Genomic DNA, 13,166 nt, shown 5'->3' on the forward strand with positions numbered 1-13,166 from the left:
CAACCGTCTCCGGAAAACGGAAAACGCAGACGCGCGGCGGAGCCGGAGCTCAGCCGCGCGTCGTGGTCGGACGGTTCAGGCGGTGACCGGCTGGGCCCTCACCACGGCGGCCGTGCGCTCGCTGCGCTCGGTGAGGTACCCGAACAGCAGGCCGAGCGTGGACCACATGACGGCCTGGGTGCCCAGCGACGCCAGCCGGAACTGCCACAGCAGCACCGGTGCGAAGCCGTCCGGCACCTCGTTGACCGCCGGCAGCAGGGCGACCGCGATCCCGACGACGACCGCGGCGCCGACGGTGCCGGCGATCGTGGCGTTCCAGGTGCCGAACCGCGGCTGCAGCTGCCGGCTGACGACGATCGCCCCGATGACCGCGGCGACCCCGATGACCAGCATCAGGAAGTACAGGCCGGTGCGCTGCTGCAGCGAGTCCGGGTTGCCGGTGGCCGGCGGGTTGGCCGGGTACTTCAGGAACGGCACGAGGGCCACTCCGACGAACCCGGCCAGCGCGACGAGCCCCGCGGTGGCACGGGCACTGATCCGGCCGATGCGGCCGAGGGTGACCGCGACCGCGATGGCGAACAGGCCGCCGAGCGCGACGCCGTACACGACCGACGCCGTGGCCAGGCCGAAGGTGCTCTGCACGGTCCGGCTGACGAGCTCGTGCTCGTGCTCGCCGGGGGCGAGGGGAGCGGCGTGGGCCTCCTCGAACGCGATCGCGTCGTTGATCGGGCCTTCACCGAACAGGTAGGCGAACAGGAACGCGGCGACGCCGGCGACGGCGCCGACGATCATTCCGCGCACCAGCAGGGTGCGGGCGTTCATGCTGGGGTCCCCCGACTCAGTGGCAGGGGAAGCCGAGCAGGTGCCGGCCGTCGTGGACGAACTCGTGGACGGTCTCGCCGGAGATGAGCGCGGTGACGCCCTGCTCCGCACCGACGAAGTAGAGCAGCACGACGGCGAGCACGGCGCCGAAGGCGGCCCACGGCAGGATCTGCCGCAGCGGGATCGGGGCCGGTGCCGTGACCGGGGTGGGCAGAGCCGTGATCGAGCTCATCAGATTCAGCCTCCTGCGGGATTTCGCGTCCCATCGAGCGTTGTCGTGACAGTGGCCGGGTCTGACTCCCACGGGGTGCGTGGTTACAGCGGCGCGACCGTGCCGGGCTTGCACCGGCTTCCGTTCACTGTCACGTTTCCTTTCGGACGGTACGGACGCCGTTCCAGCGTGTCAATTGAGCGGCGCGGCGCCGGAGCGCCGCGCCGCTGGTCAGGTGGCCTGTGCCGAATCTCCGAAGTGATCAACTTCTCGATGACCCGCTCATGACGGCGGCAGGGCCACCAGGTCCGTGCCGACCCGGTGCAGGCCGTCCAGCCGCTTGCTCAGCCGCTTGCCGCTGGGGCTGATGAACTCGTCGTACTTCGCCCAGATGGTTTTGCCGCTGGCCTTGAACGCCCACGGGTAGTGCCGGTCGGCGGCCGCGACGACCTGGGTCGCGTGGTTCGCCCAGTGCTGCGCGGTGCCGGTCAGCAGCCGCGCGCCCGGCTTCTCCTTCGCCTCGACCACCAGCGGCGGCACCTCACCCGGCAACCCGATCACCAGGGCCGTGTCGCGGGAGTCCTTCTCCGCGTAGTCGAAGACCAGGAACGCCCGGTCGCGGTACGTGCCGGTGACCACGCCGCCGGCGAACGGCCGCACGTTGCTCCAGCCGAGCCGCTCCATCAGGTCCTTGTTGAAGTGTTCGTAGGTGTACCCGTGCTTCCGGGCCCACCTGGGCCGGCCGATCCGCGTCCGCCACGCCGACACGAGACCGGCCACGGCACCGGCCGTGAACAGCACCCCGGCGATGGCCAGCAGCCAGGTGCCGAAGTTGCCGACCTCCATGATGAGCGCCACCCCGCCGACCGCCATGCCCACGGCGACGAACAGCCCGACGATCCGGCGTTGGTAGGAGATGGTCGCCTCCTGCGGCTGCCCGGTGCCGAACCGGATCGCCTCGATCAGCGACAGGATGAAGAACAGCAACGTGAGCCCGCCGAGGCCCAGCGCCACAGTGCCGGCGACGCGCCAGTTGCGGTCCCGTTCGGCCAGCGCCTCCGGCGAGTTCGCGGCCGCGTACTTGTCCATCATGTGCTGGTAGGAGCCGCCCTCGTCGCCGCTGCCCCCGAAGACCAGGCACGTGTCGCGCCGGCCCATCGTCTTGCCGTCGCAGGTCGGCCGGTAGTCGGCGATGAGGTCCGCCGATTCCCGCGCCCGCTGCGCCTCGGTCGTGCTGCCGTGAGCGAGCATCTGCCACCCGGCGAGCAGCAGCACCCCCGCGAGCACGAACCGGACGACCAGTCCCGTATACCGTGAATTCACGCCGAGATGTATAGCAGCCGATGCCTCCTCGTGGGGGGTGCGTTGTCGAACCGCGAGCGCCCCGACGATGCGGTCGGCGCGGCCCGTGCCGAAGATGCCGGTCATCAATGCCAGCTGCGACAGGTCGACGAAGTCGATGACGACCCGCCCCCGCTGCAGGAACCGGCCCTCCCGCCGGGCGCGGAGCACGGCCCCGATCGGCAGGTCGGCCAGGGGACGGAACGCGACGGGGTCGAGGTCCATGCCGGCCAGCACGAGCCGCTCGGTCGTGACGACGAGGTGCACCATGCCGGCGTCGCGCATCCCGTCGGCCAGTCGCGCCGCGCACGAGCCGGCGTGCCCCGCGGCGGCGATTCCACCGATCGCCTGATCGACATCGAAGCGGATGACCGAGTCGGCGCCCGCGAGGACCGCCAGGACCCGCTCCCACGCCCGCTCCGGCCGCGGCTCGGCCCGCAACGCGGCCAGCGCCTGGTCGCGCAACCGCACCGGCAGGAACCCGACCAGCCGCTCCAGCTCCTCCGGCGAACGCTCCAGCCGGTCGCTGCCGAACGCCCGCTGACAGTGCGCGGCGGCCCGCACCGTTTCACCGTCGCCCACCAGCGCCTGGAACTCGGCCGGATACAGCTGCAGCGGATCCACGGCCGCATCGTATAGACGTCCGAGCTCCTGGCGATGGCCTACCCGCCGGGACGGGACCTCGACGACGCCGCCATCGCCGCCTGGTTCTGGGACCGCGACCCCGACAGCGGACCGGACGAGGACATCCCGACGGCAGTGGACCGGTGGCTGCTCGGCTCGCGGCTGCATGCCGCCGCCAGTGCCGCAGGACCCGATGACCGGGCGGCCTGCCGCGTGCTGGCCGCGGACGTCCACCCCGGCCAGCTGCGGTTGTGGTGATCGCCGGTACGGTCGGCCCGTGCACCTGATCGAGATCACGTCGACGCCGGCCGTCGCCGGGGACCGGAACACCGCCGGTGGCCGGCCGATTCTGGCGGACCACGGCCTGTTCCTGGGCAACGACGTCTACCTGCTGGCCTGCCCGGCCGCGGTCTGGCCGGTGAACCAGCATTGAGTGCCGTGTTCCGGACGGCCGGACCCGACGACTTCGCGGGCGTGCTCAGGCTGTACCGCCAGCTCAACGTCGACGACCCGGAGCTCGCGGACGGCGTCGGCCCGGCGGTCTTCGACCGGATCCTGCGCACCGAGGGCCTGCACCTGTTCGTGCTCGACCTCGACGGTGCGCTCGTCGCCACCACGTACCTCAATGTGATCCCGAACCTCAGCCGGTCGGCGGCGCCGTACGCGGTCGTCGAGAACGTCGTGGTCGAGGAGTCGCTGCGCGGCACCGGGCTGGGCAAGCAGATCATGGCCGGCACCCTGCGGGCCGCGTGGGACGTGGGCTGTTACAAGGCGATGCTGATGACCGGTTCGCGCCGGCCGTCGACGCACGCGTTCTACCGCGCGTGCGGCTTCTCTGGTGACGCGAAGACCGCGTACCTGGCCCGGCCCCGGTAGGTTCGCCGGATGGGCGAGGACACGCGGGGGATCTGGGACGCGCACGCGGCGACGTTCGACGACGAGGCGGATCACGGCCTGCGGGATCCGGCGGTGCGGGCCGCGTGGGCGGCGCTGCTGTCGCCGGTGCTGCCACCCGCGCCGGCTGCCGTGCTCGACGTCGGCTGTGGCACCGGCAGCATCGCGACCCTGCTCGCCGAGGCGGGGTACGGCGTGCACGGCGTGGACTCGTCGCCCGGGATGCTGGACGTGGCGCGGGACAAGGCCGCGCGGCACGCCGTCGCGGTGGACCTGGTCCTCGGTGACGCGGCGGACCCGCCGTTCGAGGCCGCGCGGTTCGACGTGGTCCTGACCCGGCACGTGCTCTGGGCGCTGCCCGACCCCGGCGCGGTCCTGGACCGGTGGATCGCGCTGCTGCGGCCGGGTGGCTCACTCGTGCTCATCGAAGGGCGCTGGTCGACCGGCGCCGGGATTACCGCCGCCGACTGCGTCTCGCTGGTCCGTGGGCGCCGGGAGCAGGCCGACGTGCGGCTGCTGACCGACGAAGCCCTGTGGGGCAAGCCCGTGACCGACGAGCGGTACCTGCTGCTCAGCCGCGTGTGATGCAATGCGTGGCGTGATCGACACTGAACCGGTGCGGATGGCCCGGCCGCGACGCGTGACGGCGCTGTCCGCGCTGCTTGTGTGCAGTGCGATCGTCTCGCTCGCCCCCGGCGCCGGGCTCTACGGTGGGCTGCCGGCGTGGACGTACGCGCTGCTCAGCCCGGTTTACGTGGTCCTCGCCTGGGCGGTGGTGCAGGCCAAGCGGTGGGCCTGGTGGGCGCTGGTCGCGCTGCACGGCGGTAACTTCGCGGTGCTGTTGCTCATGGCGACATCGACGCCGGATGTCACGGCGGCGAGCATGGATCTGCTCTGGCCGGCGGTGTATCTCGTCCTGTTGCTGAGCGAGCGCACCAGGACGTGGTTCGCCGTGACGCCGGCCCGTCCTGGCGCATGATCACACCGTCGGAGTCCAGTCCCGGCCGAACCAGCGCCGGATCCGGTCCGTGCCGAACGCGGTCTTGTCCGCGACCAGCGCCGTCGACGGGCCTTCCAGTCCGCCGACCGGGCGCTCGCCCGAGCGGAACGTGACGTCGACCTTCGCCACCTGGTCGGGTCCGAATTCGAGGTAGCAGACGCCGCGGCCGTCGTACTGCGCGGCCGGGGTGCCGCCCCGCACCGTGGCGACGATCCGCTCGGCGACGACGGCGGCCTGCCCCTCGGCGAAGACCCCTGCCTTCGGGGTGCCGACGCTGGTCACGTCGCCGACGGCGTAGACGCCGGGGAACCCCGTCTCGAGGGTGCGCGGGTCGACCGGGATCCAGCCGTCCACGGCCAGCCCCGAGCCGGCCACCACGTCGGGCACCCGGTGCACGGGCACGCCGAGGAACAGGTCGTAGGGCAGTTCCCCGCCGTCCCTGAGCAGCGCGACCCGACGGGCTGGGTCAAGGGCGCGGACCAGGCGCTCGGGGTACCAGCGGATCCCGTGCTGCTCGAAGGCGGCGAGCACGGCGGCCGAGGCCTCGGGCGACGGCGGGATCGGGGTGCCCAGCGGCATCACGAGGGAGATCTCCGACGTGTCGCGCAGCCCGCGCGCGGTGAGGAACTCGTGCAGGAGCAGCGCCGTCTCGCTCGGCGCGGGCGGGCACTTGAACGGCGTCGACGTCACGCCCACGACGACCCGGCCGCCGGGCTGACCATGCCGGCGTAGCGGTGCAGCACCTGCTCTGGCCGCGTGCGCCCGAACATGACGTCGAGCTTGGAGAAGCCGAACACGAACCCGTCGGCCTGGTCGACGAGGGTCAGCTCGACGTCCGCGCCGCACGCCTGCGCCACCGTCGTCGACAGTTCCAGCCCACCGAATCCGGCGCCCAGCACCAGCACCAGCGTCACCACGAAGATCATCCCAGCCGGTCCTGCAGCGCGGCGAGGGGGCTGTCCCAGTCGCGGGCGAGCGCGGCCAGGAACTGCTGCGCGACCTTCATCGACGCCGAGTCCAGCCGGTAGCGGACCCGGCGCCGCTCGCCGGGCTCGGCCACGACCAGGCCGGCGTCGGCGAGCAGGGCGAGGTGCTTGGCGATGGCCTGCCGGGTGATCGGCAGCTGCCCGGCGAGGTGCGTGGCGGTGGCCGGCCCCCCGGCCGCGAGTGCGGCGAGGATGCCTCGCCGGCTCGGGTCGGCCAGGGCGGCGAAGACCTCCTGCGCCACCGCCTCCGGGTCAGGCCTGTCCATCGAGGTACGCGACCAGCTCGCCGAGCTCGTTGAGCCAGCCCTTGGTGTTGCCGTTGTACGCCGTCGTGTGCGCCTCGGCGTCCGGCACCTGCGCGAACCCGCTCTCGACCATGGTGAGCGTGGTCCCGCCGCCCGTAGGCTCCAGGGTGAACTCCACGTAGGTGCGGCGCGGGTCGCCGTCGGGCAGGCCGTAGACCGGCCAGGTGTAGGCGAACACGTGCGGCGGCTCGAGGCGCTCGATGGTGAGGGTGGCGGTGTCGCCGCTGTCCCAGATGAGGGTCGCCTTGCCGCCGACGCGCAGGTCGACCTCGGCCCGGTTGCCGAACCAGGTGCCCAGGCCCTCCGCGGTGGTCAGCGCCGCCCAGACCCGCTCCGGCGAGTGGGCCAGCTCCAGCGTGCGCTCGATCTTGTCGGGGAACGTCATGTCCGCCTCCTAATAGCAACCATTCAGTTGCTACAAACGTATAGCAATCAAACGGTTGCGTCAACTCAGAGCGGGAGACCACGCTCCCGGTACGCGAACTCCTCCATGAGGTCGAGGTAGCGGCACTCGTGCGTGTCCAGGTCGACCGAGATCGACGCGTTGCCGCCCAGCTCGGCCTCCTGGTCGCCGTGATCCAGCAGGGCGATCGAGTTCCACGGCACGATGAGCTCGCGGCCGACGGTGAACGCGTGCTCCGGGGCGATCCGCACCGGCTCCGGCTCGAATCCGGGTGGGTCCTCGACCACCTCCCAACCGGGGCGCGGCTCGAACTCGACGCTCTGGGACTCCTCCGCCGCGAGAAACGCCGCCGCGGCCGCGAGGGCGTCAGCGGTGGAGAGCGGCTCGGTCCGCCAGACCTGCGCGAGCAGCCCGGTCGCGGTCAACCGGTGCTCGGTCAGCGTGGTGAAGGTGTTGTCGACGACGCCGACCGGCCAGCGGTCCGGGTCGGCGCCGACCGGGATCCAGCACGCCACAGCGCCGTTGTCGTAGGTGGCGAACGGGACCAGGCCGTCCGGCTCGGGGTGGTACGGGGGTCGGAGGCCGCCCCGGGTGGACATCACGGCCAGCATCCGCTCGTGCACCTGCGCGCCCTGATCGAAGACGTCGAAAGCCAGCCGGGCGAACCTGATCCGCGAGGCGACGCCCGCGTGCAGGAGCCGGCGGTAGTCGGCTGGCAGTCCGTCGGTAGCGCCGGCCGCTTCCCCGGGGCAGGACTCCAGCAGGGCGGCACCGACGTCCACCGCTTCAACGTCGTCGAGGGGCTCGCGACCGCTCCAACCCGCAGGGTCCACGCGGGCCGGCGGCAACGTCGGGTCGTCGCTGAACAGTGGCGCGCTGTCGTCGCGGTATGCGAAGCCGAGCGCGTCGATGCCGGTGCTGCCGGTCACGAACGCCAGCAGGAACTCCGTGAGGCCGCCGTCGAAGGGGTACCACGTCCCGCCGGCATAGGTATCGAAAAGGCCGGTGCGCCAGGTGTCCGGGTCGCCGGTGCCGGTGTCCCAGCACGCGTAGTAGCCCGGGTAGATCGTCGCCCACGGCAGGAGGTGCGCGGGCGCGCCGGTGGCGCGGAGCTTGTCGCGGGTCCATTGGACCTCGCCGGCGAACGGTAGGAACAGCGGTCGCAGGACCCCCAGATAGCCCCGGAAGTAGCCGGCCGGGACCGCCGCCACGTACCGCGGGTAGTCCGCCGGCAGCCGCGTGCCGAAGGCGCGCTCGAGGTCGGCCGTGTCCGCCGGCGGGGACGATCTACGCGACCCGTGCGACACGGCGATCAGGTGCTCCAGGGCGGTCATGGCCCTATTCCTACGGCACACCCGGCGCCGCCGTCGAGCAGCGGCGCCGGGGTGCGGCAGGGAGGGTCAGGCCACCGGCTCGACCCAGATGTTGCGGTAGTACAGGTTCGCGCCGGCATCGCCGTGGTCCTGCAGGCGGATCTTGCCCGCCGACGCGGTCTCGGCGGCGCCGTTGCCGGTCGGCCCGTCGATGGCGACGTTGTTGTGGACGGTGATGCCGTTCCACACGACGGTGACCCGGGCGTTCTCGGTCTTCGTCGTGCCGTTGTACCGGGCCGCGCGGAACGTCACGTCGTAGGTCTGCCACGTCTCCGGGGCGGTCGCGGCGTTGCTCGTCGCCGCGATCTTGTTGTAGATCGACGCGCAGGTGTCGATGCCCGGGGCCGAGGCGACCCCGAACGAGTCGAGCACCTGCAGCTCGTAGCGGTCCTGCAGGTAGATACCGCTGTTCGAGCGCTGCTGCCCGGTGACGCTGCCCGGCAGGTTCGGCAGCCAGAACTCGATGTGCAGCTTGAAGTCGCCGAAGCTTTCCTTGCTGCGGATGTCGCCGCCGAGGACCTCGACGCCGCCGTTGCCCAGCGGCCAGGTGACCGCCGAGCCGCCGGAGCCCTCGAAGTTGTTCATGTTCGTGCCGTCGAACAGCACGGTCCGGTTGGTGCCGGTCGTGCTGTAGGCCTCGAACTCGTAGATCCGGGCCGCCGCGTTGCCGTCACTCGCCGGCGTGGTGATGTTGAGCCGCAGATACCGGGCGGACGTGGTGGTGAAGTTGTGCGTGGTCGTGCCGGCCGTGTTGCCGGTGACGGTCGCGACCGTCGTCCACGTGGTGCCGTTGGTGCTGGTCTGCAGGTTGAAGTCGCGGGTGTTCCAGCTGGGGTTCTCCCCGCCGGCGCTCGCGTGCTTGAGCGTGATCCGGCTGACGTTCTGGCTGGAGCCGAGGTCGACCTGCATCCACTTGGTGGCGCCGAGCGAGCACCACTTGTCGGCGTTGCCGCCGTTGAGGCTGCCGTTGACGGCCTTCTCCGGACCCTCGGTGGTGCCGCAGGAGCTGTCGGCGGTGGCCGTCTTGTTCAGCGCGAGGTTGCCGGTGGCGGGGGGCGCGGTGCCGCCGTACACCTCGAAATCGTAGATTCTGGCGGCCGTGTTGCCGTCGCTCGCCGGCGTGGTGACGTTGAGCCGGACGTATCTGGCCTGGGTCGCCGCGATGGTGTGGGTGGTCGTGCTGGCCGTGTTGGCGGTGACGGTCGACACCGTCGTCCAGCTGGTGCCGTTGGTGCTCACCTGGATGTTGAAGTCGCGGGTGTTCCAGGCCGTGTTCTCACCGCCGGTGCCCGCGTGCTGCACGACGAACTTGTTGACGCTCTGGGTCGAGCCCAGGTCGACCTGCAGCCACTTGGTGGCGCCCTGCGAGCACCACTTGTCGAGGTTGCCGTTGGTGGTGGTGCCGTTGACGGCGCGGGCCGCCTTCTCCGACGTGGAGCAGTTGCTGTCGGAGGTGGCGGGCTTGCCGAGGGCCAGGTTGACCGGCGGCGTCTGGCCGGGGATGGCGTTGAGCGTGTACCAGACCTCGGTGCTCCACAGCGACTGCCCGTTCGAGGCGGCGAACGGCTTGGGGGAGCGGATGTGCACGACCCGGCCGGCCTTGAGCCCGTTGATGACCAGGTTGACCTTCTTGCCGTCGGCGGACAGCGTCGCCGAGGACACGCTCAGCGTCTCCTCGTCGACCTTCGGGCCGCCGTAGGCCGCGGTCGGCACGTAGCGCCACTGCTTCACCCGGTACTTCGAAGCGAGTGCGCTGGCCGTGGCGGCCGACAGCGGCTGGGTGTATTCGATCTCGAACCCGTTGGGCGTGGCCCGGGTCGCGAGCATGTCGAAGTAGTTGGCACCGTTCGGGGTCAGCTTCTGCAGGCCGTAGGTCAGCTTGCCGGTCTGTCCCCAGTTGCCGCCGGCGCCGAGACCGCCGACGTAGACCGCGCCGTCGGGGCCGAGCGCGACCTCCGAGATACCGGCCTCGAGACCCTGGGTCATGCGGTACAGCGCGCCCTGGTATTCGCCGTTGACCTTCTCGACGTACGCGCGCTGCAGGCCGCCGTAGGTGACGTCACCGATGAGGAACTGGCCCTGGTACAGGCCGGACGGCATGTACAGCGGCGTGCTCGGCGAGTTGCCGATCTCGTTCTGCGGCAGCCACAGCACCGGCTGGGTCACCGGGTTGTCGTCGAACAGGGCCTGCGGGTTGAGGTAGTGGTTGAAGAAGCGGCCCTGCTTGATGTGCAGCAGCTTCGACGACGGCTGGTAGCCGCCCTGGTTGTCGGTGACGAAGATGCCGCCCTCGGGGCCCCAGCCGATGCCGTGCGGGGTGCGCAGACCGCCGGCGACGTAGGTGAACGTCCCGTCCGCCGGGTTGATCTTGATGGTGGTGCCGCGGTTCACGACGCCCTGCGGGTTCGTGGTCGCGCCGCCGTAGTCGATCGACACCGACAGGTTCAGGTAGAAGAAGCCCGCCTCGTAGAGCAGGCCGAACGCGAACGAGTGGAAGTTGCCGTCGAACGGCATGGTCGCAACCGTCTGGTACTGATCGGCGACCTCGTCACCGTTGGTGTCGACGAGGCGGGTCAGCCGCTGCTTCTCCGACACGTAGACGACGCCGTTGACGACCTTCAGGCCCATCGGCTCCTTGAGGCTGCTGCCGATGCGCTTCGTCGTCACGTTGCCGGGCGAGGTCGCCCCGCCGGTGTTGCCGAGGATCCAGACCTCGCCGGCCTGCGACGTGCCGGACTGGTCGCTGCCACCCCAGGTGCAGATGACCAGGCGCCCGTCGGGCAGCCAGTCCATGCCGGTGACCTTCGGCTGGAAGCTGCTGTTGGGCCGCAGGTTCGTCAGCGTGAAGTTCGGGTGGACGGCGGTCAGCGGCAGGCCGTCGCCGGGGGAGTCGCCCGTGCCTTCGCACTCCTTCTTGCCGGGCGCGGTCACCCGCACGACCCCGGCGTCGGTGCTGAGCACCGAGTTGGGCACGGTCACGAACGACGACGAGCCGGGCGTCTGCCACTGCAGCGTGAGCTGCTGCCCGCCGCCGGCCTCGAAGAACTCGACGAGCAGCGAGTGGTAGCCGGTGGTCAGCTGGACGGCGCCGTCCTTGGCGGTCGCGCCGTGCAGCCCGTCGTTGTTGATGACAACGTTGTCATCAACAACGAGACGCGAGCCGTCGTCGCTGATGAGCCGGAACGTGTAGCTGCCCGCCGTGGCGATGTTGACGTTGCCGATCGCCTGGGTGAGGAAGTTGTCCTCGAGCCCGAACTGGGCCGAGGTGGTCCAGTCGATCGTCGGCATGAGCTTGTCGACGTTGGGGGTCTGCGCGGGTTTGAGGGTGCAGAGGTTGCTGAGGGCTGTCTGCAGGTCGAAGGTGCGCAGCGTGACGCCGGGCTCCTGCGCCGGCGGCGCGGCGGACGCGCTTGACGGTATGACCAGGGCGGTGGCCACCAGGGTGGAGGCGAGCGCGCCCAGGATCGGGCTGCGCGTGCGCCGGGGCGGGACGGACACGGGTCCTCCAGGGAGAGAGCGAGAGTGCTCCACCGGAGGTGCGGCAACCGTTCAGGGCGGCGCGCGGACAACCGGCGGGCACCACTGTCGATGTCCTGCGGGTTGCCTGGCACGCCGATGCCTGGCGCGGCAAATCTACCGAGGCTTTCATTTCGATGTCTAGATGTTTTGTTCGAGATCGGCGAACTTTCTCACGGCGTCGACCAAAGATTTAAAGCTTTGCCCGCAATGCCGCGATCTGCGCGTCCAGGAACGCCTGCGCGACCCCGGTCTTGGAGAAGATCGCGTCGAAGCCGTGGAACGCGCCGTCGACGACGGTCAGGTCGCAGGCGACCCCCGCCGCCTGCAACCGCCGCGCGTAGTCGAGGTCCTCGTCGTGGAACAGGTCGTTCGTGCCCACCCCGATCCAGGCGGGCGGCAGCCCGGACAGGTCCTCGCACCGGGCCGGCGCCGCGTAGTCGGACACGCCCGGGCCGCCGGGCTCCCGCCCGAGGTAGGCCGACCAGCCGAAGCGGTTGTTCTGCGGAGTCCAGGCGCGCAGGTAGGTGGTGTCGACGCCGGTCCGCAGCACCGTGCGGTCGTCGAGCATCGGATACACCAGCAGCTGGAACACCGGCGAGACGACGCCGCGGTCCCGGGCGAGCAGCGCCAGCCCGGCGGCGAGTCCGCCACCCGCGCTGGCGCCGCCGATCGCGATCGCGCCCGGATCGACCCCGAGCTCCGCCGCGTTGGCGGCCAGCCACTGCAGTCCCGCGTACGCGTCGTCCAGCGGTGCCGGAAACGGGTGCTGGGGCGCGAGCCGGTAGTCGACCGAGGCGACCACGGCGCCGAGCTCCCGTGCGAACGCGATGCAGGACCGGTCGTCCTGCTCCGGCCGGCCCTGCACGAAGCCGCCGCCGTGGATCCAGTACAGCGCCGGCGCCGGGCGTGGCAGCCCCGCCGGCCGGTAGACGCGCACCCGCACCGGAGGCTGTCCCGCCGGACCCGGCGCGCTCATGTTTTCAATCGTCATGCCGTCCGGGGTGCGGGCGGCGGGAACCTGGACTCGCTGCATGAACCGGACCAGCCACGGGCGCAACTTGACCCGGGGGATGAACCGGGCGCGGGTCAGGTCTGGATGGAACTGCGGCATCGTGCCTCCTGCGGCGAGAAACCGGACAATACTGTCCGGTTGAGCGGCCTGTCCAGGGCGCACTAGGCTAGGGGTCTCATGACGTCGACCTGGCCGACCGCACGACTGGACGCGGTCCAGCGGCTGCGGGTGCTGAGCGAGACGCTGCGCGCCCCGCTCTACGCGGAGGCGCACTTCGCGGAGCCGCCCGCCGATGTCTGGTCGGTCGCGGGGGACCTGCCGCGGCACCTGCCACAGTGGATCCGCACGATGCGCTCGTTCGAGTTCGTGGACGGCACCGCGGTTCCCCGGCGGGCCGTCGCGGTCAGCCGCCTCGGCCACCGTGCCGTGTTCGAGGTCGCGCTGGAGCCGGGCTGGTGCGTGATGCAGAGTCCCTACGTGATCGGTGGGATGGCGGCGGCGCCGGACGGCGACGGCACCAGGTTCGCGGTGCTCGGCGGTGTCCGTGGGCGCCTGCGGCGCACCCGCCGGCTGCTGTTCGTGCCTCTCGCCGGCTCGTCCGCGCGACGGATGCTGGACCACCTGGCGCGCCTGGTCGGTGAGCGCGCCACCGGACCGGCACAGACCGGCTGACTCC

General features: G+C 71.2%; 16 protein-coding genes. 6 read left to right on the forward strand and 10 right to left on the reverse strand.

Features of this window, described 5'->3' with window-relative positions:
* Positions 1-75 precede the first annotated feature (75 nt).
* From ACFPIJ_RS33880 to ACFPIJ_RS33890, 3 genes are all read right to left on the reverse strand, one after another.
* On the reverse strand, positions 76-822 hold the full coding sequence (locus tag ACFPIJ_RS33880) for a CbtA family protein (RefSeq protein WP_380121246.1): 747 nt from the start codon (positions 820-822) through the stop codon (positions 76-78).
* A 16-nt stretch (positions 823-838) separates the two neighbouring features.
* Positions 839-1,054: a CbtB domain-containing protein gene (locus tag ACFPIJ_RS33885; RefSeq protein ID WP_203850321.1), complete on the reverse strand. Its 216-nt coding sequence runs from the start codon at positions 1,052-1,054 to the stop codon at positions 839-841.
* A gap of 261 nt (positions 1,055-1,315) precedes the next feature.
* Positions 1,316-2,998: a hypothetical protein gene (locus ACFPIJ_RS33890; RefSeq protein WP_380121247.1), complete on the reverse strand. Its 1,683-nt coding sequence runs from the start codon at positions 2,996-2,998 to the stop codon at positions 1,316-1,318.
* A 33-nt stretch (positions 2,999-3,031) separates the two neighbouring features.
* Between ACFPIJ_RS33890 and ACFPIJ_RS33895 the strand changes: the two genes are divergently transcribed.
* Genes ACFPIJ_RS33895 through ACFPIJ_RS33915 form a run of 5 tightly spaced genes read left to right on the forward strand, consistent with a single transcriptional unit; the run spans position 3,032 to position 4,871 of the window.
* Positions 3,032-3,256, forward strand: a complete 225-nt coding sequence (locus tag ACFPIJ_RS33895) for a hypothetical protein (protein ID WP_380121249.1) — start codon at positions 3,032-3,034, stop codon at positions 3,254-3,256.
* Between the two features lie 19 nt (positions 3,257-3,275).
* Positions 3,276-3,431, forward strand: coding sequence for a hypothetical protein (locus tag ACFPIJ_RS33900; RefSeq protein WP_380121251.1), 156 nt, complete (start codon positions 3,276-3,278; stop codon positions 3,429-3,431).
* Positions 3,432-3,436: 5 nt separating this feature from the next.
* Entirely contained in the window at positions 3,437-3,874 is a 438-nt protein-coding gene (locus ACFPIJ_RS33905) for a GNAT family N-acetyltransferase (RefSeq protein ID WP_380121253.1), read from the forward strand.
* Between the two features lie 9 nt (positions 3,875-3,883).
* Entirely contained in the window at positions 3,884-4,477 is a 594-nt protein-coding gene (locus ACFPIJ_RS33910; RefSeq protein ID WP_380121256.1) for a class I SAM-dependent methyltransferase, read from the forward strand.
* Positions 4,478-4,490: 13 nt separating this feature from the next.
* The gene (locus ACFPIJ_RS33915; protein ID WP_380121258.1) at positions 4,491-4,871 is read left to right on the forward strand and encodes a hypothetical protein; all 381 of its coding nucleotides are present in this window, start codon (positions 4,491-4,493) and stop codon (positions 4,869-4,871) included.
* Here ACFPIJ_RS33915 and ACFPIJ_RS33920 read toward each other — a convergent pair whose 3' ends face one another.
* The 7 genes from ACFPIJ_RS33920 to ACFPIJ_RS33950 form a co-directional block, all read right to left on the reverse strand.
* Entirely contained in the window at positions 4,872-5,582 is a 711-nt protein-coding gene (locus ACFPIJ_RS33920; protein ID WP_380121259.1) for an FAD-dependent oxidoreductase, read from the reverse strand.
* Positions 5,579-5,818, reverse strand: coding sequence for a hypothetical protein (locus ACFPIJ_RS33925; RefSeq protein ID WP_380121261.1), 240 nt, complete (start codon positions 5,816-5,818; stop codon positions 5,579-5,581). Before ACFPIJ_RS33925 ends, ACFPIJ_RS33920 begins: the two co-directional genes overlap by 4 nt.
* Positions 5,815-6,144: an ArsR/SmtB family transcription factor gene (locus ACFPIJ_RS33930; protein WP_380121263.1), complete on the reverse strand. Its 330-nt coding sequence runs from the start codon at positions 6,142-6,144 to the stop codon at positions 5,815-5,817. Before ACFPIJ_RS33930 ends, ACFPIJ_RS33925 begins: the two co-directional genes overlap by 4 nt.
* A complete protein-coding gene (locus ACFPIJ_RS33935; RefSeq protein ID WP_380121265.1) occupies positions 6,131-6,568 on the reverse strand; it encodes an SRPBCC domain-containing protein in 438 nt (145 codons plus the stop codon). Before ACFPIJ_RS33935 ends, ACFPIJ_RS33930 begins: the two co-directional genes overlap by 14 nt.
* 65 nt (positions 6,569-6,633) lie before the next feature.
* Positions 6,634-7,920: a hypothetical protein gene (locus ACFPIJ_RS33940; protein WP_380121267.1), complete on the reverse strand. Its 1,287-nt coding sequence runs from the start codon at positions 7,918-7,920 to the stop codon at positions 6,634-6,636.
* Positions 7,921-7,986: 66 nt separating this feature from the next.
* Positions 7,987-11,457 (reverse strand): galactose-binding domain-containing protein, encoded by a 3,471-nt coding sequence (locus ACFPIJ_RS33945; RefSeq protein WP_380121268.1) that lies wholly within the window; start codon positions 11,455-11,457, stop codon positions 7,987-7,989.
* 211 nt (positions 11,458-11,668) lie between these two features.
* Positions 11,669-12,589 carry an alpha/beta hydrolase gene (locus ACFPIJ_RS33950; protein ID WP_380121270.1) on the reverse strand — a complete coding sequence of 307 codons (921 nt, stop codon included), beginning with the start codon at positions 12,587-12,589 and terminating at the stop codon, positions 11,669-11,671.
* Positions 12,590-12,667: 78 nt separating this feature from the next.
* Here ACFPIJ_RS33950 and ACFPIJ_RS33955 point away from each other — a divergent pair, with 78 nt between their 5' ends.
* Positions 12,668-13,162 carry a hypothetical protein gene (locus ACFPIJ_RS33955; protein ID WP_380121272.1) on the forward strand — a complete coding sequence of 165 codons (495 nt, stop codon included), beginning with the start codon at positions 12,668-12,670 and terminating at the stop codon, positions 13,160-13,162.
* Positions 13,163-13,166: the final 4 nt, after the last annotated feature.

The sequence above is a fragment of the Dactylosporangium cerinum genome (genome assembly GCF_042653625.1).
GTDB classification, from domain to species: domain Bacteria; phylum Actinomycetota; class Actinomycetes; order Mycobacteriales; family Micromonosporaceae; genus Dactylosporangium; species Dactylosporangium cerinum.